A 21,323-nucleotide genomic window follows, 5' to 3' on the forward strand; every position below is an offset into this window, starting at 1 on the left:
GTCGGCGGCTGCGCCGTCCGGGTGGTGGTGCCTGGCGCCCCGGTGCCGCGCGGGTGGCGGCGCCGGTGCTCCGCCCTCCGCTGTTCGGGGCTCCGGCGCTGCCGACTCCGCTGCTCACAGCTCCAGCGTCACCCGGTACTCCGTCAGCCAGGCGTCGAAGTCCAGTGCGAGGTCGACGGCCAGCCGGACGGACTGCGGGTCGGTGTCCGGGGAGAGCGCGTCGGCGAGGCGCCGCCGGTCCAGCAGGTCCAGGGCCGGGGACGTGCGTTCGGCGGCGAGCCGGGCCAGTCCGGCGCGCAGCTTCGCCGGGTAGTGCGGGTCGGTGGTGACCGGGTACGGGCTCTTCGCCCGTTCGGCGACCGCTTGCGGCAGCACGTCCCGGACCGCGGCGCGCAGCAGGCTCTTCTCCCGTCCGTCGAAGGACTTCATCGCCCACGGGGTGTTGAAGACGTACTGGACCAGCCGGTGGTCGCAGAACGGCACCCGCACCTCCAGGCCGTTGGCCATGCTCATCCGGTCCTTGCGGTCGAGCAGGATGCAGACGAAGCGGGTCAGGTTGAGGTACGAGATCTCGCGCATCCGCCGTTCGAGTGGATCTGCGGCCGGAAGGTGCGGGACCTCGGCGATCGCCTCGCGGTAGCGGGCCCTGCGGTAGCCGTCCAGGTCGAGCTTGCGGAGCAGTTCGGCGTCGAGGAGGTGCTCGCGCGGGGTGGCGCCGCCGCCGGCGATGTCGGTGAGGCCGAGCGCCCAGGGGAAGTCCTCGACGGCGATGGTCTTCGGGTCGTGGAACCAGCGGTAGCCGCCGAAGAGCTCGTCCGCGGACTCGCCGGACAGCGCGACGGTGGAGTGCCGGCGCACGCCCCGGAAGAGCAGCAGCAGCGAGGTGTCCATGTCGCCGACGCCGTTCGGCAGGTCGCGGGCGCGCAGCACGGCGGAGCGCCGGGACGGGTCGGTCAGGTCGGCCGCGTCCAGCTCGACGACGCTGTGGTCGGCGCCGACGTGGTCGGCGAGCAGCCGGGCGTACGGGCCGTCCTGGGTCTGCCGGACGTCGTCGGCGTGGAAGTTCTCGCTCTGCCCGGCGAAGCCGACGGAGAAGGAGCGCACCGGCCCGGCCCCGGCGGCGCCCAGCGTCCGGGCGGCGAGGGCGGTGACGGCGCTGGAGTCCAGGCCGCCGGAGAGCAGCGAGCAGAGCGGGACGTCCGCCTCCAGCTGGCGGTGCACGATGTCGTCCAGCAGGGCCCGGACGGTGGCGACGGTGGCCTCCAGGCTGTCCCCGTGCTCGCGTGCCTCCAGTGCCCAGTAGCGGCGGACCGAGAGGCCCTCGCGGCGCACCCGGACGACGTGCCCGGGCCGGACCTCGTGGACGTCCCGGTACGGGGTGAGGCCGGGGGTGCGGGTGTAGCCGAGCAGTTCGCGCAGCCCGTCCAGGTCCACCACCGGGCGGACGGCGGGATGGGCGAGCAGGGCCTTGACCTCGGAGCCGAAGACCACGCCGTCCGGGGTGCGGTGGTAGTACAGGGGCTTGACGCCCATTCGGTCGCGGACCAGCAGCAGCTCCTCGCGCCGGACGTCCCAGACCGCGAAGGCGAACATGCCGTTGAGCCGCTCGGCCAGGTGCTCGCCCCACTCCAGGTAGGCGCGCAGCACGACCTCGGTGTCGCTGTGGGTGCGGAAGCGGTGCCCGGCCGCCTCCAGTTCCGCGCGCAGTTCGCGGTGGTTGTAGACCTCGCCGCTGTAGGTGAGCACGGCCAGCGGCCGGCCGTCGTGCTCGACCGTCATCGGTTGGATGCCGCCCGCGATGTCGATCACCGCGAGCCGGCGGTGGCCGAGCGCGGCGTGCGGCTCCAGGTGGACGCCGCCGGCGTCCGGGCCGCGGCGGAGCTGGGTGGCCGTCATCGCGTCGAGGACACCCCGTTCGGAGGTGAGGTCGCGCTCGAACGCGACCCATCCGGTGATCCCGCACATCAGCAAGCCTCCGGTCTTCCGCTTCGTGTTCAAGGGGTCACGCTACGTGCGGAGTCGACGCCGCTTCAAGGGGCTTTCGGGAGCGGGGGCGAACGGGTGGCCGGTTGACGGTCGAATGTGGAGATGCTGTGAAGGCGTGTCGAAAGTCGTAATGTCTGCCCGATTTCGGGCAGGAACTTTGGCTTCGGTGGGTCGCCCGACCTAGGCTCCTCACTCGTGTCGAGCTCACCCCACCCTCACGAAGACCTCCTCGCCCACCTCACCCGGACCAGCCCGCTCGGGCCCCGGGAGGCGGCGCGGGTCGTGGCGGAGGTGCTGGCGTACTTCTCCGAGAGCACCGAGGAGTACGTGCGCCGCCGCCACACCGAGCTCCAGGCACGCGGTCTGACCAACGAGCGGATCTTCGCCCGGCTCGCCGAGGAACTGCCGCAGCGCCGGGTCTCGGCGCCGGAGCTCTCGGCCCGCCAGCTGCGGCGGATCGTCTACGGCTGAGCCGTCGTTCCCGACCTTCCGAAGACTTCGAAGAGGAGACCACGCATGTGCGGAATCGTGGCCTACATCGGCCCCAAGGACGCGACCCCCTTCCTGCTGGAGGGGCTGGCGCGGCTGGAGTACCGCGGGTACGACTCGGCCGGCGTCGCCGTCACCGGGCGCAGCGGCGGGATCAAGCTCCGCAAGGTGAAGGGCCGGGTCGCGGACCTGGCCGCCGCCGTGCCGGCCCGGTTCAAGGGCACCACCGGCATCGGCCACACCCGCTGGGCCACCCACGGCGTCCCCAGTGACGCCAATGCGCACCCGCACCTGGACAACGCCGAGCGGATCGCCGTCGTGCACAACGGCATCATCGAGAACGCCGACGAGCTGCGCGCCAAGCTCACCGCCGACGGCGCGGTGTTCCGCTCCGAGACCGACACCGAGGTGCTCGCCCACCTGATCGCCGCGCACGTCGCCGAGGGCGTCGAGCTGGAGGACGCGGTGCGGGCCGCGCTCGGCCGGGTGGTCGGCACCTACGGCATAGCGGTGCTCGACGCCGAGCAGCCGGACCGGATCGTGGTCGCCCGCAACGGCAGCCCGATCGTGCTGGGCATCGGCGAGAAGGAGATGTTCGCCGCCTCGGACGTCTCCGCGCTGGTCCGCTACACCCGCCAGGTCGTCCACCTGGAGGACGGCGAGCTGGCCACCGTCCGGGCCGACGGCTTCCGCACCTTCACCGCGGACGCCCGCACCACGCACCGCCAGCCGTCCACCGTGGACTGGGAGGTCGACTCCTACGACACCGGCGGCTTCGAGCACTTCCTGCTCAAGGAGATCCACGAGCAGCCCGGCTCGGTCGAGCGCACCCTGAGCGGCCGGCTCGACGAGCGCTTCGCCACCGCGCACCTCGGCGGCCTCAACCTGGACGCCCGGGAGCTGCGCGAGATCCGCCGGGTGAAGATCCTCGGCTGCGGATCGGCCTACTACGCGGGCGAGATGGGGGCGCAGCTGATCGAGGAGCTGGCCCGCATCCCCGCGCACAGCGAGCCCGCCTCGGAGTTCCGCTACCGCAACCCGGTGATCGAGGCGGACACCCTGTACGTCGCGGTCAGCCAGTCCGGCGAGACCTACGACACCCTGGCCGCCGTCCAGGAGGTCAAGCGCAAGGGCGGCCGGGTGCTCGGAGTCGTCAACACCGTGGGCAGCGCTATCGCCCGAGAGTGTGACGGCGGTATCTACCTGCACGCCGGTCCGGAGGTCTCGGTCGCCTCCACCAAGGCGTTCACCTCCACCGTGGTCGCCTTCGCGCTGCTCGCCCTGCACTTCGGGCGCATCCACGACCTGTCGCCCGCCGACGGGCGCCGGATCGTCTCGGCGCTCCAGGCGCTGCCGGACCAGATCCGCGAGGTCCTGGAGCAGAGCGAGGCGATCGCCGGACTCGCCGCCGAGTACGCCGACTCGGCGGGCATGATGTTCATCGGCCGGGTGCGCGGCTACCCGGTGGCCCGCGAGGGCGCGCAGAAGCTCAAGGAGATCTCCTACGTGCACGCCGAGGCCTACCCGGCGAGCGAGCTCAAGCACGGTCCGCTGGCGCTGATCAGCCCCGAACTGCCCACCGTGGCACTGGTTCCGGACGACGAGCTGCTGGACAAGAACCTGACCACGCTGGGCGAGATCAAGGCCCGCTCCGGGCGGGTCGTCGCCGTCGCCCACCGGCGGCCGGAGGAGAAGCTCGCGGACCACTGCATCCTGGTACCGAAGAGCGAGCCCGAGCTGGACCCGCTGCTGCTCAACATCCCGCTCCAGCTGCTCGCCTACCACGCCGCCGTCGCCCTGAAGCGGGACGTGGACAGGCCGCGCAACCTCGCGAAGAGCGTGACGGTGGAGTAGGACCCCCCGGGAAGGGCGCCCTCGGAACCGGGCGCGTGCATCGGACTCGCGGGTCCCGGTCGCTGTGCGGACGGCCGGGGCCCGCGTCCGGTTCGACTTCGCCTCGCCGGGCGGCCGGTCCGACGAGGCGGTCCGGTGGGCCGGCCCGGTCCGGCGGGCTCAGGCGGAGGGCCGGCGGAACTGTTCGATGAGGGCCGCGTAGCCGCTTCCGGCGTGGCCCGCGGCGATCGCGCGGTCGACCAACTCGCGGTAGAAGTACGGGAGTTCCGCGTTCACGCCAGAGGCTTCACTCTCCTCGGCGAGGTGGCGCAGGCCGCCCTGGTGGACCGCCAGGGTCGCGTCCTCGGCCGGATACTCGCCCGCGTCGATCTGCGGGGCGTACGCGGTGACGTAGCCGGCCACCACGTTGATCATGGTTTCGGCGAGCGGGGCGAAGACGGTCGCCGGGACCCCGGCCGTGCCGAGCAGCGCCGCCCCGTGGAGGAAGCCGTTCAGGACGCCCCACATGATGCCGAGCAGTGACATGTCGTACAGCGGCGACAGGCCGTGGTCGGCGTCGAGGTGCACGGTGCCCGCCGGGCCGAGGCTCCGCAGCGTCGCCTCGTGCGCCCGGTAGGCCTCCTCCGGGCCGCTGTACAGCAGGACGGCCCGCTCGGTGGCGATGTCCGGCGGGATCGCCATGATGACGCCCTCGACGTAGGCCAGGCCGCGCTGCGCCGCCCAGGCGGCGGTCTCCCGGGCCTGGGTCGAGGTGCCGCTGGTCAGGTTCACCACGACGCGGTCCGCGAACGTGCCCGCCGGCAGGTCGAGCAGCTCGCGGACGGCGTCGTGGTCCGAGACACAGACGACCGCCAGCGGGCTGGCCCGGACGGCCTCCTCGACCGAGCCGGCCCGGGTGGCGCCCCGGGCGAGGAGTTCACCGGCCTTGTCCGGGGTGCGGTTCCAGACGGTGGTCGGGTGCCCGTTCGCGAGGAACGCGGCGGCCAGCGCCCGGCCCATCCGGCCGAGGCCGATGACGGTGACCGGCGACGGGGCGTCCGTGGGGTTCGTCATGGGAGTCCTTCCGTACGGTGTGCCGTTGGCGATGCCTGGATCCTCGCGGTTGACACCGGTGTGAAGGTCAAGTCGGCTGGGATACCGGTTCGTTGGCGCCGTGTCGGAACCGTTCGGAACCGCTTGGCGCGGATCGGAGTGGCTCGGGACGGCTCGGAGCCGCTCAGAACACCGAGCACCCGGAGAGGGTGGTCAGGGTGTCCAGGGCGGTGACCGCGGCGACGGAGTTGCCGGCCTGGTCCAGGCGCGGACCCCAGGCACAGACGGCCGCGCGGCCGGGGAGTATGGCGAGGATGCCGCCGCCGACGCCGCTCTTGCCGGGCAGGCCCACGCGGAAGGCGAACTCGCCGGCGGCGTCGTAGGTGCCGCAGGTGAGCAGGACGGCGTTGATCCGCTTGGCCTCGCTGCGGGACATCAGCCGGGTGCCGTCGGCGCGCACGCCGTAGCGGGCGAGGAAGGAGCCGGCCAGCACCAGGTCACGGCAGCTGGTGGCGACGGCGCAGTGGGCGTAGTAGTGCTCCAGGACGGTCTCGACCGGGTTCTCCAGGTTGCCGTGGCTGGCGATGAAGTGGGCCAGCGCGGCGTTGCGGTGGCCGTGTTCGGCCTCCGAGGCGGCGACCACCCGGTCGGTGTCGAGCAGCGGGTTGCCGGACTCGCGGCGCAGGAACTCCCGCACCGCACCGGAGGCGTCGCCGGTCATGGTCTGGAGGCGGTCGGTGACCACCAGGGCGCCCGCGTTGATGAACGGGTTGCGCGGGATGCCGTGCTCGGTCTCCAGCTGCACCAGGGAGTTGAACGGGTTGCCGGACGGCTCGCGGCCGACGCCCTGCCAGAGCGTGTCACCGCCGTAGGCCACCGCGAGGGCGAGGGAGAAAAGCTTGGAGACGCTCTGGACGGAGAACGGCTGCTCCCAGTCCCCGACGCCGTACAGCTCGCCGTCGACGGTGGCGACGGCCATGCCGAAGGCCTCCGGGTCGGCGGTGGCGAGGGCCGGGATGTAGTCGGCGACCCGGCCCCGGCCCGTGGTCGCCCGGGCGGCCGCCTCGGCGGCCTCCAGCAGCACCGGCCAGTCCAGGATCTCCCCGCCGGGCACACCGTTCAACGCTTCTCCTCCACCGGCACCGACTGGGGACACGACCGGGACCGGGCGCGCGGTGCGGGTGCGTCCGGTCCGACCAGGATTATCCGTGTTTCGGGCGGGTGGTTCGGGAGGGGGTGGGTGGCCGGCCTCGTGTGGCGCGGTACGGAGCCGTGCGGCGTCGTGCGGAGCCGGTGTCGCTGGGGGCCGGTGTCCGGCTCCCGCGGGCCGGCTACGGCGCGTTGGTGGGGGCCTGGACGGGCGGGCCGGTGAGCAGGGTGCCGGTGTCCGAGTACGGCAGGCCGTTGGGGACACAGCCGTGCAGCCCCTTGATCTGCTGCATCATCACCGGTGCCGGGGCGCCCGGGCCGGGGCAGTCGACGTGGCCGTAGCCGAGGATGTGGCCGACCTCGTGGTTGACGGCGAGCGCGTGGTACGGCTCGGGCCTGCCCTGGTAGAACTCGGACAGCTCGGTCCAGCGTTTGAGGTTGATGACGACCTGGTGGGTGACGCCGCAGTTCACCCAGCCGCCGGTGTCCAGGCCGTACTGGCCGCAGATCCGGTCGGTGGACTTCGGGGTGGCCAGGTAGACGGTGAAGTCCACCGGGTCGGCGGGCATCCGCTGGAACGAGGCCGTGCCGCCGGCCGCCCAGCCGTGCTTGACGTCGCCGAGGACCGCGTCCACCTCGGCCGCGAACTGCGCCGGGCTCTCCGCGATCCCGTCCTCCACCCGCACCTTGTAGCGGTACAGGCGCTCGCCGGTGCCGAAGCGGGCGGAGCCGCCGGGCGCGGTGGTGAACGCCAGCCTGTCCCGGTCCTCGCCACTCCAGGGTTGCCACCAGAGCAGCCCGGCGGTCAGCGCCGCGACCAGCGCGAGGGCGAGCACGCCGTGCCGGGGCTTCCAGTGGCGGAGCCGCGCGAGCGCGCTCAACGGCCCGCTCCCGCCGCGTCCGGGTGGCCGTACACCCCGAACTCGCCGCGTAGGACGGAGTGGGGCATCAGAAGGGTGGTGGTGCCCGGTCGGGCAGGAATGGGGGCCAGGGTGGACATGGCGGACGTGCTCCAGGACGGGATCGACGGGCCGTGGCGGCCGATCGGCGGCCGGGCCGTCGCCCGGTTGCGCGAAAGGGTTGTACCTGGAGGAACGGGACGGGGCGGGGCGGCGGTTCAGGAAGTGGCGTGCGCCACGGCGGGGTCCCTGTCGGACGGGAGGTCCGGTAGGTTCCCGGAACCGCTCGATGGTGTCACCCGGGCGGCGTGTCCCTGGGCGGTGCCGTCGGATTCGGGTGTCGTAGGGCGGGTCGACCCGTTCGGGTCGATTCGTCGGGGCCGGTCCGCCCGGGTCGGCCCCGACCCGTCCGGAACGCCATCGGAGGCGCCGTCATGTCCATCACCGCCGTTTTCACCGTCGACGGCATGAGCTGCGGCCACTGCGAGAAAACGGTCAGTGCCGGGCTGGCCGCCCTGCCGGGCGTCACCGACGTCAGTGCCGACGCACCGAGCGGCCGGGTCACCGTGGCCTCCGCGCAGCCGCTGGACGAGGCCCTGGTCCGCAGCGTGGTCGACGGGGCCGGGTTCACCTTCGTCGGGCGGGCCTGAGGGCGGTCCAGGGGTACGGGTGTGAGGGGGAGGGGTGAGGGGGCGCGGGGCCCGTCGGTCGTCGCCGACGGGCCCCGCTGCCGTGCGGACCGGGCTCAGCCCATGCTCTTCGCGCCGTCCAGGGACTCACGGATGATGTCGGCGTGGCCGGCGTGCTGGGCGGTCTCCGCGACGATGTGCAGCAGCACCCGGCGGGCCGACCACTCGGCGTCCCCCTCGAACCACGGGGCCTTCGGCAGCGGCTGAGTGGCGTCCAGGTCGGGGAGGGTGGCCACCAGCTCGTCGGTCCGGCGTGCCACCTCGGCGTAGGCCGCGAGGACACCGGCCAGCGTCTCGCCGGGCAGCAGGCGGAACTCGTCCGCGCGGCGGGCGAAGTCCTCCTCGGTGAAACGGGTGAAGTCGGGCATCGCGGACGGGCCCTGCACGATGAACTCCGCCCAGAGCCGCTCGACCATGGTCACGTGCTTGATCAGGCCGCCCAGGCAGAGCTCGCTCGCACAGGACCGCAGGCCGGCCTGCTCGTCGGTGAGGTCCCGGGTGGTGAAGCGCAGGAAGTGCCGCTGCTTCTCCAGGGCCACCAGGAGGTCGGCGCGCTCGCCGGTGAGGTTCTCGATGGTGGCGGTGGTGGTGGTCGCGCTGGTGGTCGTGCTGGTCATGGTTCCGGCCCTTCGTTCGGTTCCTGCTCCCTCGGACAAGAACAACGCTATGGGCCATTGCGGTCACTTCCTGTCCTGAATTCCGGGGAGAATCGACGCATGGCGAACACCAGCACCCGAACGCTGCGACTGCTCTCCTTGCTCCAGACCCACCGGTACTGGCCGGGCGAGGAACTGGCCGACCGGCTCGGCGTCTCCGCCCGCACCCTGCGCCGCGACATCGACCGTCTGCGCGAACTCGGCTACCCCGTCGAGGCGCAGCGTGGCGTCGACGGCGGCTACCAGCTGGCGGCGGGCGCGGCGCTGCCGCCGCTGGTGATCGACGACGAGGAGGCGGTGGCCCTCGCGGTGGGTCTGCAAGCGGCCGCCGAAAGCCCGGTGGAGGGGGTCGCGGAGGCCTCGGTGCGGGTGCTGGCGAAAGTGGTCCAGGTGATGCCGGCCCGGCTGCGCCGACGGGTGGAGGCGCTGCGCGCGATGATCGTCCCGGTGGACTGGGGGACGCAGGCGAGCGCGGGTGTCGACCCGGACGCCCTGACGGTGGTGGCGCTCGCCTGCCGGGACGGCGAGCGGGTGCGGTTCTCCTACACGGCCGCCGACGGGCGTGGTACGGAACGGCACGTCGAACCGCACCGGCTGGTCTGCCTGAACCGCCGCTGGTACCTGGTCGCGTACGACCTCGGCCGGGCGGACTGGCGCAGCTTCCGCCTCGACCGCCTCACCGCCCCGTCCGGCAGCGGTGCACGCTTCGCCCCGCGCACCCTCCCGGCGGCCGACGCGGCGGAGTTCGTCCGCGCGGGCCTCAACGGCGTGCCCCGGCCGCACCGGGTGGAGGCCCTGGTCGAGGCGCCGGCCGACCACGTCCGGGCCCGCGTCGGCCGTTGGGCCACCGTGGAACCCGTCACCCCGCACCGCTGCCACCTGCGGATGACCGCCGACTCGCTCGACTGGCCCGCCATGGCCCTGGGCTCCCTCGGCGCCGAGTTCCAGGTGCTCGCCCCGGACGCCCTGCGGACACTCCTCGCGGACTGGAGCGCCCGCTTCGCCCGAGCGGTGGCGGAGGGCGAGGCGTAGGAAGTCGCCGTCGGGAACCGCGGCACCCCGCTGCGCCGGAGCCTGACGTGCGCGGGCCCCGCCATGGCCGGGTGGCGGCGGGGGAGCGGGGAGTGGGACGTCGGGCGGGGTTCGGTCAGGGGGCGATGGCTTCGAGGGTGGTGCGGAGGTGGGTGAGGACGGTGGGGAGGGTGGGGAGCGGGGGTGTGGCGAGAGCCAGGCGAAGGGCGTTGGGGTGGTGGGGGGTGGTGGCGAAGGCGTCGGCGGTGGAGATCAGGATGCCCTCGGCGGCCAGGGCGGCGGCTGCGTGGTCGGCGCGCTGGTGGGGTTCGAGGGTGAGCCACACGATGTAGGAGGTGGGGTGGGCGGTGGTGGTCAGGCCCGCCAGGGCGGTGCGGGCGATGGACTGGCGGGCGGCGGCGTCCGTGCGGCGTTCCTGCTCCAGGCGGGCGACCGTGCCGTCGGTGAGCCAGCCGGTGGCGAGGGCGGTGATCAGGCCGGGGGCGCCCCAGGCCGCCGTGCGCAGACTGGTGGTGGCGGCCCGGAGCAGGTGGTCGGGCAGGACGGCGAAGCCGAACCGCAGGCCCGGTGCGACGCTCTTGGAGAGGCCGGCCACGTAGCAGGTGCGTTCGGGGGCGAGGGTGTGCAGGGGCGGGGGCGGTGCGGCTTCCAGAAAGGCGTAGGTGCCGTCCTCGATCAGGGTGAAGCCGTGGTCGGCGGCGAGCCGGACGAGGCGCTCGCGCTGTGCCGGGCCGAGCACCCAGCCGAGCGGGTTGTGGACGGTCGGCTGGGTGTACACCGCCCGCACGGGCCGGGTGCGGCAGAGGCGGTCGAGTGCGTCGAGGTCCGGGCCCGCGGCGGTGACCGGGACGGGGGCCGGGTCCAGCCCGTGGGCGGTGGCGAGCAACTTGATGCCCGGGTAGCCGAGGGCGTCCACGGCGAGGACGTCCCCGGGGCGGGTGAGCGTGCGCAGGACGCAGTCCAGGGCCTGCTGCGCTCCGCTGGTGAGCAGGACGTTCTCGGGGGCGGTGTCGATCCCGCGGTCCAGCAGGTGGGTGGCCACCGCGGCCCGGTCGTGGCGGTGGCCGCCCGGCGGGTGCTGGCGCAGCAGGGCTTCGGCGTCGCCGGAGGAGGCGAGCGCGCGCAGGGCCTGCCGTAGCCGGTCGCCCTGCCCGGGGGCGAGCGGCTGGTTGAAGGAGAGGTCGGCCACCCGGGGAACCGGGAGCGCGCGCGAGGGTTCGAGGCCGTCGTAGCCGGAGCGCAGCCGGACGAACGTGCCGCGGCCCTGCTCGCCCACCACCAGTCCGGCGGCGGCCAGTTCGGCGTAGACCCGGGTGGCGGTGGCGAGGGCGATCCGCCGTTCGCGGGCGAGGGCGCGGTGGGTCGGCAGCCGGGTGCCGGCCGGGAGTGCGCCGGAGCGGATGGCGGCGGCGTACTCGTCGACGACGGCCTTGTAGGAGGGCGGTCGCACGGATCACCTGCCGTTCCTGGGAGTGGAGGCGTGCTCCGGGGCGTACGGGCGTGCATCGGAGTGTATCCAGGACAATAAGTGGATTGTCCTGGGCGGGTGTTCCTAGCCTCGTCACATCCAGCAGCGAGGCCAGGAACGGAGCACGCGCCCATGACCATCCGCAGCGAGCGGGACGAGCACGTCGTCACCCTCACCATCGACCGGGAGAAGAAGCTCAACGCCCTCGACTACCCGACGATCGACGCACTGCTCGCCGAGCTCGACCGGATCGACGCCGACGACACCGTCCGTGCCGTGATCCTCACCGGCGCCGGGGGGCGGGCGTTCAGTGCCGGAGCCGACATCCCGTCGTTGGCGGCCAGCATCGCGGGCGGGCCCGAGCGGGCGCTGCGCGAGTTCGTCCGGCGCGGGCACACCCTCACCCGGCGGATCGAGGAGTTCCCCAAGCCGGTCATCGTGGCCGTCAACGGCCTCGCGTACGGCGGTGGTTGCGAGATCACCGAGGCCGCACCGCTGGCCGTCGCGGCCGAGCACGCGACCTTCGCCAAGCCCGAGATCACGCTCGGTTTCCCGCCGCCCTTCGGCGGCTCGCAGCGGCTGCCGCGGCACGTCGGCCGCAAGCGCGGTCTGGAGCTGATCCTCACCGGTGACCCCATCCCGGCCGCCCGCGCCGCCGAGATGGGCCTGGTCAACTCGGTCGTCCCGGCGGACGAACTGCTGGACTCGGCGCGGCACCTGGCCGAGCGGATCATCCGGCACGCGCCGACCGCCGTGGCCGCCTGCCTGCGGGCGGTGACCCGGGGCATCAACCTGCCGATCGACGAGGGGCTCGCGGTGGAGGCGGCGGCCTTCGCGGCGACCGTGCCGACCGACGGCGTACGGGACGGGATCCGACGCTTCCTGGACCGCTCGTCCCCCGCCTCGTCCTCCTGAGGCGCACGGGAAGGTCGTTGCCCGCAGCGGCCGGGCGGGTGATCATGGCGGGATGTCGGATCTGCTTGCACGTGTGACCGCCTTCCGTGCCGCCTTCGCCCGTCGCCAGTCGGCGGACCTCAGCGAACTCCCGGAGCTCCCCGGGGTGTTCGCCGTTCGGAACACCGAGTTCGTCCGCTCCGAGGAACACAACCAGCTGATCGTCGAGGGCCCGGGCACCGACCCGGCGGTGCTGCCCGAGCTGGCTGCCCGATGGCTGGGGCGGCGCCGCCGTCACTGCATCACCGTGCTGGACCCGGAGCCAGGCGAGCGGGCCGCCCCCGTCCTGGCGGCGGCGGGGTGGGAGCGGGAGAGCGTGGTGATCCTGGCCCGGCCGACGGACGGCTGCGTGCTGCCCGAACCAGCGGCGCTCCCTGTGGAGTTGAGCGAGGTGCGGGAGGCGGTGCTGCGCCAGCAGCGGGAGTGGAGCGAGGACGAGGAGCTCGTCCGGCAGCTCACCGACCGCCGTACCGCCCGGCTGCGCGGAGCCGAGCGGGTGCACTTCCTGGCCGCACGGACGCCGGCCGGCGAGGTCGCGGCCTGGGGCGATCTCTACCTCGAACCGGCCTTCGGGCTCGCCCAGTTGGAGGACGTGGTGACCGGCTCGCAACACCGCGGTGCGGGGTACGGCGACACCCTGCTCGCCACCGGCCTGGCGCTGGCGGCCGAGGCCGGCATCCCGCAGCTGTTCCTGCTCGCGGACGCGGCGGACTGGCCGCGTGCGTGGTACGGCCGCCGGGGCTTCGTGGAGATCGGGTGCAGCCACTCCTTCCACGGCCGGTGAGCGCCTGACGTTCTCCGGCTGAGGGAACGGGCGGCCGGACCTGGACCGAGCCGGCGCCCGGACCCGCAGGGGGGATGGGCGAGCGCGGCGCCGGGCGGGCGCCACCACCTGCGGCCGGCGGGACGGGCAGCGGGTGCGGAGCCTGCGCGCTGGTTTCCCCGGCGGACTTCGCCGCACACGGGGCGGTGCGGCGGTCAGGCCGTACCGGACGCGGCGGGCGGCGTGGCCGCGCGGCCGCAGTGGGCGGCGACGGTGTCGGCGAAGGCGCGGGCGAGCGGGCAGAGGTTCTCCCAGTCCCGGACGGCCCAGCCGGCGGTGAGGGCGGGCAGGTCGGGCAGCGGGAGCAGCCGCAGGCCGGGGTGGCCGGGGCCCTGCCACTGCGGGAGGGCGGGGACGACGGCGTGGCCGAGGCCGAGTTCGGCGAGCAGGATCGCGGTGTCCCAGTCCGCGACGCTGGTGTCGAAGACCGGCCGGATGCCCGATTTCCCCAGCCAGGCCTCGACCTGGGAGCGGGAGACGGAGTTCTGCGGCAGCCCGATCAGCCGGGCGTCCTGGAGGTCGGCGGGCGAGATCCGGGCCCGGGTGGCGAGCGGGTCGCCCGCCGTGACGGCGAGCACCCAGGGCAGGTCGACCACCGGCCGCTGGTCGATGCCCCGGGCCGGGACGCCGAGGGTGATCCAGGCGAGGTCGGCCCGGCCGGTGTTGAGCGACTCCAGGCAGCTGCGGCTGGAGACCTCGGTCTGGAACTCCAGGCTGACCTGGGGGAAGCGCCGCCGGAAGTCCACCACGGCCGCGGACATGAAGTGCCGGATGCTGGTGGCCCCGGTGGTGATCCGTACGGACCCGCCCTCGCCGCGCGCGAGTTCGGCGATCCGGTGCAGCGCGTGGTCGATGCTGCCGAGCCCGGCGGCGATCGCCGTGCGCAGCAGGCTTCCCGCCTTGGTGGGGACGACTCCGCGCGGGTGGCGTTCGATCAGGGCGAGGCCGACCTCCCGTTCGAGCCGTTTCACGTGCTGGCTGACCGCGGACTGGGTGCAGTTCAGGTCGCGGGCGACGGCGCTGAGCGAGCCGGCCCGGCAGACCGCGGCGAAGACGCGGAGGTCGTCAATGGTCACGGAGATCCAAGGTATCGCTTGGGGGTGTCCCAGTAAATCGGCGGATTGACTTGGGTGTTCCGCCGGATCGATCATCGAACCAGGGCCCAGGGCGGCAACCCGCCCGCTGTCCTCGCGGCGTTCCGGACGCAGTGGCGGGGGCACGGGCGGGTGTCGACCCGCATGGATGTGCAAGAGCGGTGCAAGAGCGGTGACGTACGACGGAGGGGAGTGGGCATGCGGTACGCCGATGGTCCGGGTGCGCAGTGCGAGGTGTTCGTCGCGGCACCGGTGGAGCGGGTGTGGGAGCTGGTGACGGACATCGGCCTGCCCGCCCGGCTCAGCCCGGAGCTCCAGCGGGTCGCCTGGCTGGACGGCGCGGACCGCCCCATGCTGGGCGCCCGGTTCGAGGGGCACAACAGCCGCGAGAACATGCCCGACTGGCGGACGGTCTCCGAGGTGACGGAGCTGACCGGGCCGACCGACGGGACGGCACCGGCCGAGCCGGGCGCCCGGCGGGTCTTCGCCTGGGGTGTGATGGACGCGGACGGCCGCTACGGCGCGCCGGTGTCCGACCTCACCGGGGCACTGGCCCGGTGGCGCTTCGAGCTGACCCCCGAGGACGGCGGCACCCGGCTGCACCAGTCGGTGGTGATCGGCCCCGGCCGCAGCGGCGCCAGCCTGGTCATCGACGCCAGGCCGGAGCTGGAGGAGAAGATCGTCGACTTCCGGCTGAACGAGCTGCGCACCGGCATGACGGCCACCCTCGAAGGCATCAAGTCGCTGGCCGAGCAGGGGGAGCGGGCCCGGCCCGAGCGCTGATCCCGAGCCCTCGGGGCGGGACGGGCCGGGCGACCACCGAGCACGGCACGTCCATCGGGCCGTGCCGTCCGAACGGGAGGAACGATGCCGTGGCACGTGTGAACTGGGCGGGCTCCGAGGTCATCTGGGTGGGACAGCTCGGTCGGCTGCTCGCCGTGGTGCGAGAGGCGGACGGTGAGCGGATCCTGCACATCGACGACTGGTCCACGGTGGTGGACGACCGGACCGAGATCCACCACCAGGGCGGTGGGCGGCGCCGCCGGCTCACCGTCCGTCAGCCCGGCGAGCAGCCGGTCGTGTTCCGCTACCGGCTGTCGTGGCTGGTTCTGGTGGAGATGTTCCTGGACATCGGCTATGACCGGTGGGTGGACGAGGAGAACGATCCTGGACTGCTGCTGGTCGATCTGCTGGGCGGAACGGACGACTGGAAGTAGCCGAAGCCCCGAGAGGCCGGGAGGCCCGGTCAACCCGCCACCCGGGCGCCCGGGCGGCGCAGCGCGGCCCGGGCCGGCAGCACGCCGGCGAGCAGGGCCAGGAGCAGGCAGACGCCGACGGTCAGGGCCATGGTCGACCAGGGCAGGGCGAGGTCGACCCGGGTGCCGAGCCTGGCGGAGAGGCCGGAGCGGATGCCCGCCAGGGTGACCACCGCGATCAGCAGGCCGAGTGCGGCGCCGATCCCGACCGCGAGGGTCGACTCGGCGGCCACGATCCGCAGCACCTGACGGCGGGTCGCGCCGGACAGCCGCAGCACCGCGAAGTCCGCGGCCCGCTGGGCGGTGGCCATCAGCAGGGTGTTGGCGACGGCGAGGCAGCTGTAGCCGAGCGACATGCCGATCAGGATGACCAGGAAGATCCGGACCAGGGCGTCGTCCTCGGAGGTGGTGCGCGAGGCGTACTCGGCGCTGCTCAGCGCCTGGGCGCCGAGCGGGGCGAGGGCGGCGGCCGAGGTGGCGCCGGCCGTGTAGACGACCGAGGTGAGTGCCGAGGGGTCGTGCGCCCGGACGGTGCGGGTGGTCAGCAGCACGCTCGCGGTGGCGGAGCCGTCGGTGATCTCGGCGACGACCGTGACGTCCGCGGTGCTGCCGTCCTCGAAGGTGACCGGGACGCGGCGGCCGGTGGTCCAGCCCAGCCAGGCGGCGGTGCCGGCCTTGACCACCATGGTGTGTTCGCCCGTCAGGCCGTCCAGGGAGCCGGAGGTGACGGTCATCCGGGTGCGGGCCTTGCGGAACGCGGCCTCGCTCATCCCCACCGCGCCGACGTGGTCGGTGCCGCCGGCGTAGAGCCGGGTGGGCAGCAGCGAGGCGCCACCCGGAACGGCGGCCACGGCGGCGTCGGAGAGTCCGGGCGTGCCCTGCGGGGTGACCACCGAGGCGGCCTCCTGTCGGACGGTCTCATCCAACGCGTAACCGGTGGCCCGCAGTTGGAACATCCCGGCGATCAGCACGGCGAAGCCCACGGTGACCAGCACCGGCGCGGCGGTGGAGGCCGTGCGCCGGACGGCGGTCAGTGCGCTCTCCCGGGCCACCGTGACGGTGGCGCCGCGCAGCCCGGCCAGCGGCCGGCAGACCGCGCGGACGATCGGCGGGATCACGGCGGGTGCGAACAGGGTGAGGCCGACGATCAGCGCCATGGCCGCGTACAGGGCGTTGTTGATCATGCTGTCGGACTCGCTGTCGGACGCGACCACCACCAGCCCCAGGCCGAGCGCGGTGGACACCCCACCGGCGATCCACCGGCCGCGGGTCATCGGGCGGTGTTCGACGGCGGCCTCGCGCAGCGCCTCCAGCGGGGCCGTCCGGGCCGCCCGGCGGGAGGCCGACCAGACCCCGAGCAGCGCGACCACCAGGCCCAGCACGAAGGAGCCGAGCAGCGGCAGCGCCTGGAACCGTACGGTGAAACCGGCCGGCTCCAGGCCGCCCTCGACCATCAGCGCGCCCAGCACGGGTGCCAGCAGTGCGCCGAGCAGCACGCCTGCGCCGCCGGCCGCGACGCCCACCGCGAGCGATTCGGCGTACACCATCCGCGCGATCTGACGCGGGGTGGCGCCGACGGTGCGCAGCAGGCCGAACTCGCGCCGTCGCTGGACGATCGCGAAGGCGAAGGTGGAGGCGACCACGAAGACGGAGACGAAGGCGGTCAGCCCGGCCATTGCGGTCAGGATCTGCAGGCCGATCCAGCGGGTCTTCTCGGCGCTCCGGTCCTCCAGCGCGGTGAGCGCGGCACCGTGCAGCACCGTCCCGTCGCCACCCACGGCGGAGGCCGCGGCCGCGGCGACGGTCGGAACGTCCGCGCCCGGGGCGGTGACCAGGCCGATCACCCGGACCCCGGGGGCGAGCGCCTCGGCGGCGCGGTCGGACAGGTAGGAGGACGGCGAGTCGACGGTGCCGGACACGGTGTAGCGGTCCGGCCCGGCGGCGGTGAGCAGGGTGACGGGGGAACCGGGCGCCAGCCCCAGCGAGGCGTCCAGCACCACCTGGTGCTCGTCGGCCGGGGCGCTGCCCGCGGTGAGCCGCTCGGGGCCGAACGCGGCACCGGACCAGTTGCGGCCGCGCGGCTCCGGGCCCGGGTCGGCGACCGGCCTGCCGTCGATCACGGCCTGGGCGTAGAAGGCGCGGTCCGGCACGGCCCGCGCCACGCCCGGAACGGCGGCCAGGGCCCGCAGCAGTTCCTGCGTGCGCTCCCGGGACCAGGGCCGGCCCGGGGTGAAGGTGCCGTCGGACTGGTCGACGGCGGGGCTCTGCACCACGACCCGGGTACCGGCGTAGCGCCGGGGCACCTCCGGTTCGGCGGAGGCGAGCACCAGGGCGGTCATGGCCAGGATCGTCACACCCAGGCCGAGCGCGACGAAGGTGCCGAGGAAGGACGCCCAGCGGGCGCGGACGGTGGCGAGGCTCAGCATGCCGGCGCCTCCAGGGCGGCCATCCGGCCGGCGATGACCGCGGCCTCGCTGCGGCCGTGCAGCTGCTCCACGATCCGTCCGTCGGCGAGCAGCAGGACGCGGTCGGCGTAGCAGGCGGCGGCCGGGTCGTGGGTCACCATGATCACGGTCTGCCGGTGGCGGTCCACGATGCCGCGCAGCAGCGTGAGCACCTCGTGCGAGGTGCGGGTGTCCAGGGCGCCGGTCGGCTCGTCGGCGAAGAGTACGGCGGGCCGGGTGATCAGGGCCCGGGCGATCGCGACGCGCTGCTGCTCCCCGCCGGACAGCTCGCTCGGCCGGTGCCCACCGCGGTGGCCGAGCCCGACCTCGGTGAGCGCGGCGGCGAGTTCGCCCCGGTCCGGGCGGCACCCGGCCAGTCGCAGTGGCAGCGCCACGTTCTGTTCGGCGGTCAGCGCGGAGACCAGGTTGAAGGACTGGAAGACGAAGCCGAGCCGCTCGCGGCGCAGCAGGGTCAGCCGGGTCTCGTCCAGGCCGTCGAGCTCGGTGCCGTCGATGACCACGGTGCCGTCGCTGACCCGGTCCAGGCCGGCCGCGCAGTGCAGCAGCGTCGACTTGCCGGAGCCGGAGGGGCCCATCACCGCGGTGAGGCTGCCGCCCGGGAAGGCGACGGTCACGTCGTCCAGTGCGGTCACGGCGCGGGCCCCGGTGCCGTACCGCTTGGTCACGGCCCGCAGGAGGACCGCGTCGGTCGAGTTCGTCATGCCCTCAGGCAACCCGTCAGGTGCCGTGAAGCGCAGGGGTGTTGGGGCGAGAGCAGAGGTAGTGCCAGCACCCCTGCGGCGGGTGCCTCGCGGCGGCTAGGGTCGGCAGGGTGATCGCTGTCCGCAACACCCTGGAGGCGCTGGCCCAGCGGCCGTCGGCGTTCCTCGGCTCCGCGTGGCCGTGGCGCTCGCTGGGCTTCCTGCTCTCGGGAGCGGTGGTGGGGGCGACGGCCGTCGGGCCGGTGGCGCTGCCGGTGCTGCTGTGGGACGGGCTGGGGCCCGGGGCGGTGGCGCTCGTGCTGCCGCCGCTGGCCCTGGCGGGGTGGGCGGCGGCCCGGTACGAGCGGTGGCGGCTGCGGTTGGTGCTGCCGGGGCGGGAGGCGGCGGGCCGGCGCCGACGCGCCCGCGAACTGCTCGGGGGGCCGGGGTCGGGGGCGTGGCGCGACCTCGGCTACGGGCTGGTGTCCCTGCTGCTGCTCTGGTGGATCGACCTCGGACTGGCCGCGGTGGGCCTCGGCACCCCGCTGTTCCTGCTGGCCGCGCCGTTCCAGCCGACCGCGAACCCCGCCGCCTCCTGGCTCGGGCCGCTCGCCGGACTGGTGCTGCTGCCGGTGGCGGCCTACCCGCTGGCGGCCTGGGCGGGGGTGCGGGCGATGACCGCCAGGGCCGTGCTGGAGCCCTCCGAGGACGAGCTGACCCGGGTGGTGGCCTCCCGGGCCCGGCTGGTGGACGCGTACGAGGTGGAACGGCGCCGGATCGAGCGCGACCTGCACGACGGCGCCCAGCAGCGGCTGGTCTCGCTCTCCGTCAAGCTCGGCCTGGCCGGCCTCGACCTGCCCGAGGACTCGGCCGGCGCCCGGCAGGTCCGGGAGGCCCGGGAGGAGGTGCAGGTGGCGCTGCGGGAGCTGCGCGAGCTGATCCACGGCATCCACCCGCAGGTCCTCACCGACCGGGGGCTGGAACCGGCGGTGCGGGACCTCGCGGGCCGCTCGGCCGTGCCGGTGGACGTCGACATCGCCCTGCCCGGGCGGCCGCCCGCCCCGGTCGAGGCCGCCGCCTACTTCGTGGTCTGCGAGGCGCTGGCCAACGTGGTCAGGCACAGCGGCGCCCGGCGTGCCGCGGTGCGCGGCCGCGCGGCGGCGGACGGGCTGGTACTGGAGATCCGGGACGACGGGGCCGGCGGCGCCGACCCGGCCGCAGGCACCGGCCTGCTGGGCATCACCGACCGACTCGCCGTCATCGAGGGCACCCTGTCCCTGCGTTCCCCGGCCGGCGGGCCGACCGTCCTGCGAGTGGAGATCCCATGCCGGCACTTCGGCTAGTCGTCGCGGAGGACTCGGTGCTCCTGCGGGAGGGCCTGGTCTCCCTGCTGGAGCGGTTCGGGCACACCGTGGTGGCCGCCGTCGGCGACGCGCCGGCGCTGGTCGAGGCGGTCCGGGAGCACCGGCCGGACGTGGTGGTCGTCGACGTCCGGATGCCCCCGGACAACACCGACGACGGCCTGCGCGCGGCCCGGCGGCTGCGCGAGGACGATCCGCGGCTGCCCGTCCTGGTGCTGAGCCAGTACGTCTCGCAGGGGTACACCGCGGAGCTGATCGCCGCCGGCGACCGCGGCGCGGGCACCGGCTACCTGCTCAAGGACCGGATCGGCGAGGTGCGGGAGTTCGTCTCCGCCCTCACCGGCGTGGCCCAGGGCGGGACGGTGGTGGACCCGGAGGTGGTCCGTCAGCTGCTGACCCGCCGGCACGACCCGCTGCAGCGCCTGAGCCCCAAGGAGCGCGAGGTGCTGGCGCTGATCGCGGAGGGCCGTTCCAACGCGGCCATCGCCCGCCGGCTGGTGGTCACCGAGGCCACGGTGGCCAAGCGGATCGCGAGCATCTTCACCAAGCTCGACCTGCCGCAGGCGCCGGACGACCACCGCCGGGTGCTGGCGGTGCTGACCTACCTGGGGTCCTGAGGACGTTGCGGTTCCGCGGTCTTGCCGGGGCTTCAGCCGGCGTCGGCCGTACCGCAGTTGCGGGCGGCCGCTTCCTCCGCCGTGCGCAGTGCCTCGGCGATGGCGCGGAAGCCGCGGCGCCCGGCGTGGGTGCGGGCGGTGACGCCGTCGGCGTCGGCGAGGTACGGGTCGGCGCCGTGGGCGAGCAGGATGTCGACGATCTCGCGGTGGGCCGGGCCGCCGTCGCCGAGGAGGACGGCTTCGAGCAGGGCCGTCCAGCCGAGGTCGTTGACGTGGTCGACGTCGATCGCGGTCTCGGCGAGGACCGCGCGGACGTAGGCGACGTGGCCGCGTTCGGCGGCGGGGATGACCGACACCCCGCCGTAGCGGTTGCGGCGGGCGAGGTCCGGGCCACCGGGGAGCAGGGCGCGCAGCATCGGAACGCTGCCGGTGATACCGGTGACCAGCCAGGGGCTGTTCAGCCGGCGGTCCTGCGCGTTGACGTCCGCACCGGCCTCGACCAGCAGCCGGGCGACGGCGACCCGGTCGGCGAAGGCGGCCCGCAGCAGCGGGGTGCGGCCCTCGGCGTCGCGGGCCTCGACGGTCGCGCCCGCGGTCAGGGCCGCGCGGACGGCGTCGAGGTCGCCGCGGTCGGCGGCGTCCAGCAGGGCCTGATCGGCGGGGGAGAGCGGACGGGCGGTCATGGCGGGGACTCCTCGGCAGGGTGGGCGGACTGCGCGATGCTCCCAGCCTGCCGTCGCGGGCGCACGGACGCGTCGGCGGGGCGGTCGCCCTTGTCCGGCGGAGCGGATGGCGGTCGGGTCATCCGATCGGATGACC

20 protein-coding genes are annotated in these 21,323 nt (G+C 74.2%); 10 read left to right on the top strand and 10 right to left on the bottom strand.

What is annotated here, in order from left to right; translation table 11 throughout:
- Positions 1-114: 114 nt before the first annotated feature.
- Positions 115-1,965 carry an asparagine synthase (glutamine-hydrolyzing) gene (gene asnB / locus ACFU7Y_RS06845; protein WP_224278270.1) on the bottom strand — a complete coding sequence of 617 codons (1,851 nt, stop codon included), beginning with the start codon at positions 1,963-1,965 and terminating at the stop codon, positions 115-117.
- Between the two features lie 216 nt (positions 1,966-2,181).
- Here asnB and ACFU7Y_RS06850 point away from each other — a divergent pair, with 216 nt between their 5' ends.
- Positions 2,182-2,457 (top strand): hypothetical protein, encoded by a 276-nt coding sequence (locus ACFU7Y_RS06850; RefSeq protein ID WP_224278261.1) that lies wholly within the window; start codon positions 2,182-2,184, stop codon positions 2,455-2,457.
- A gap of 45 nt (positions 2,458-2,502) precedes the next feature.
- On the top strand, positions 2,503-4,329 hold the full coding sequence (glmS, locus tag ACFU7Y_RS06855) for a glutamine--fructose-6-phosphate transaminase (isomerizing) (RefSeq protein ID WP_224278259.1): 1,827 nt from the start codon (positions 2,503-2,505) through the stop codon (positions 4,327-4,329).
- A 159-nt stretch (positions 4,330-4,488) separates the two neighbouring features.
- On the opposite strand, the gene ACFU7Y_RS06860 is transcribed toward glmS, so the two are convergent.
- From ACFU7Y_RS06860 to ACFU7Y_RS06870, 3 genes are all read right to left on the bottom strand, one after another.
- The gene (locus ACFU7Y_RS06860; RefSeq protein ID WP_380766696.1) at positions 4,489-5,382 is read right to left on the bottom strand and encodes an NAD(P)-dependent oxidoreductase; all 894 of its coding nucleotides are present in this window, start codon (positions 5,380-5,382) and stop codon (positions 4,489-4,491) included.
- Positions 5,383-5,545: 163 nt separating this feature from the next.
- Positions 5,546-6,484 carry a glutaminase gene (locus tag ACFU7Y_RS06865; protein WP_374119943.1) on the bottom strand — a complete coding sequence of 313 codons (939 nt, stop codon included), beginning with the start codon at positions 6,482-6,484 and terminating at the stop codon, positions 5,546-5,548.
- A 208-nt stretch (positions 6,485-6,692) separates the two neighbouring features.
- Positions 6,693-7,391 (bottom strand): DUF3152 domain-containing protein, encoded by a 699-nt coding sequence (locus tag ACFU7Y_RS06870; RefSeq protein WP_380766697.1) that lies wholly within the window; start codon positions 7,389-7,391, stop codon positions 6,693-6,695.
- A gap of 452 nt (positions 7,392-7,843) precedes the next feature.
- Between ACFU7Y_RS06870 and ACFU7Y_RS06875 the strand changes: the two genes are divergently transcribed.
- Positions 7,844-8,059, top strand: a complete 216-nt coding sequence (locus ACFU7Y_RS06875) for a heavy-metal-associated domain-containing protein (RefSeq protein WP_224278254.1) — start codon at positions 7,844-7,846, stop codon at positions 8,057-8,059.
- Positions 8,060-8,154: 95 nt separating this feature from the next.
- Here ACFU7Y_RS06875 and ACFU7Y_RS06880 read toward each other — a convergent pair whose 3' ends face one another.
- On the bottom strand, positions 8,155-8,715 hold the full coding sequence (locus ACFU7Y_RS06880; protein WP_224278252.1) for a DinB family protein: 561 nt from the start codon (positions 8,713-8,715) through the stop codon (positions 8,155-8,157).
- Between the two features lie 99 nt (positions 8,716-8,814).
- On the opposite strand from ACFU7Y_RS06880, the gene ACFU7Y_RS06885 reads away from it, so the two are divergent.
- Positions 8,815-9,786, top strand: a complete 972-nt coding sequence (locus ACFU7Y_RS06885; protein ID WP_380766698.1) for a helix-turn-helix transcriptional regulator — start codon at positions 8,815-8,817, stop codon at positions 9,784-9,786.
- Between the two features lie 115 nt (positions 9,787-9,901).
- Here ACFU7Y_RS06885 and ACFU7Y_RS06890 read toward each other — a convergent pair whose 3' ends face one another.
- On the bottom strand, positions 9,902-11,236 hold the full coding sequence (locus tag ACFU7Y_RS06890) for a PLP-dependent aminotransferase family protein (protein ID WP_380766699.1): 1,335 nt from the start codon (positions 11,234-11,236) through the stop codon (positions 9,902-9,904).
- 150 nt (positions 11,237-11,386) lie between these two features.
- On the opposite strand from ACFU7Y_RS06890, the gene ACFU7Y_RS06895 reads away from it, so the two are divergent.
- Positions 11,387-12,169, top strand: coding sequence for a crotonase/enoyl-CoA hydratase family protein (locus ACFU7Y_RS06895; RefSeq protein WP_380766700.1), 783 nt, complete (start codon positions 11,387-11,389; stop codon positions 12,167-12,169).
- A 52-nt stretch (positions 12,170-12,221) separates the two neighbouring features.
- On the top strand, positions 12,222-12,992 hold the full coding sequence (locus ACFU7Y_RS06900; RefSeq protein WP_380766701.1) for a GNAT family N-acetyltransferase: 771 nt from the start codon (positions 12,222-12,224) through the stop codon (positions 12,990-12,992).
- Positions 12,993-13,186: 194 nt separating this feature from the next.
- On the opposite strand, the gene ACFU7Y_RS06905 is transcribed toward ACFU7Y_RS06900, so the two are convergent.
- Complete coding sequence (locus ACFU7Y_RS06905; RefSeq protein WP_380766703.1) at positions 13,187-14,107, bottom strand: LysR substrate-binding domain-containing protein; 921 nt, start codon at positions 14,105-14,107, stop codon at positions 13,187-13,189.
- 216 nt (positions 14,108-14,323) lie between these two features.
- On the opposite strand from ACFU7Y_RS06905, the gene ACFU7Y_RS06910 reads away from it, so the two are divergent.
- On the top strand, positions 14,324-14,908 hold the full coding sequence (locus ACFU7Y_RS06910) for an SRPBCC family protein (RefSeq protein ID WP_224278234.1): 585 nt from the start codon (positions 14,324-14,326) through the stop codon (positions 14,906-14,908).
- An 89-nt stretch (positions 14,909-14,997) separates the two neighbouring features.
- Positions 14,998-15,342: a hypothetical protein gene (locus tag ACFU7Y_RS06915; RefSeq protein ID WP_224278232.1), complete on the top strand. Its 345-nt coding sequence runs from the start codon at positions 14,998-15,000 to the stop codon at positions 15,340-15,342.
- Positions 15,343-15,371: 29 nt separating this feature from the next.
- Here the strand turns inward: ACFU7Y_RS06915 and ACFU7Y_RS06920 are convergent, their stop codons facing one another.
- Complete coding sequence (locus ACFU7Y_RS06920; RefSeq protein ID WP_380766705.1) at positions 15,372-17,807, bottom strand: ABC transporter permease; 2,436 nt, start codon at positions 17,805-17,807, stop codon at positions 15,372-15,374.
- Positions 17,801-18,547, bottom strand: coding sequence for an ABC transporter ATP-binding protein (locus ACFU7Y_RS06925; RefSeq protein WP_224278228.1), 747 nt, complete (start codon positions 18,545-18,547; stop codon positions 17,801-17,803). Before ACFU7Y_RS06925 ends, ACFU7Y_RS06920 begins: the two co-directional genes overlap by 7 nt.
- A gap of 110 nt (positions 18,548-18,657) precedes the next feature.
- On the opposite strand from ACFU7Y_RS06925, the gene ACFU7Y_RS06930 reads away from it, so the two are divergent.
- Both ACFU7Y_RS06930 and ACFU7Y_RS06935 read left to right on the top strand, forming a co-directional pair.
- A complete protein-coding gene (locus ACFU7Y_RS06930; RefSeq protein WP_224278226.1) occupies positions 18,658-19,869 on the top strand; it encodes a histidine kinase in 1,212 nt (403 codons plus the stop codon).
- On the top strand, positions 19,851-20,504 hold the full coding sequence (locus ACFU7Y_RS06935) for a response regulator transcription factor (protein WP_224278224.1): 654 nt from the start codon (positions 19,851-19,853) through the stop codon (positions 20,502-20,504). Before ACFU7Y_RS06930 ends, ACFU7Y_RS06935 begins: the two co-directional genes overlap by 19 nt.
- Positions 20,505-20,536: 32 nt before the next feature.
- On the opposite strand, the gene ACFU7Y_RS06940 is transcribed toward ACFU7Y_RS06935, so the two are convergent.
- On the bottom strand, positions 20,537-21,187 hold the full coding sequence (locus ACFU7Y_RS06940) for an ankyrin repeat domain-containing protein (RefSeq protein ID WP_380766706.1): 651 nt from the start codon (positions 21,185-21,187) through the stop codon (positions 20,537-20,539).
- Positions 21,188-21,323 lie beyond the last annotated feature (136 nt).

The sequence above is a fragment of the Kitasatospora sp. NPDC057542 genome (assembly GCF_042801945.1).
Taxonomy (GTDB): domain Bacteria; phylum Actinomycetota; class Actinomycetes; order Streptomycetales; family Streptomycetaceae; genus Kitasatospora.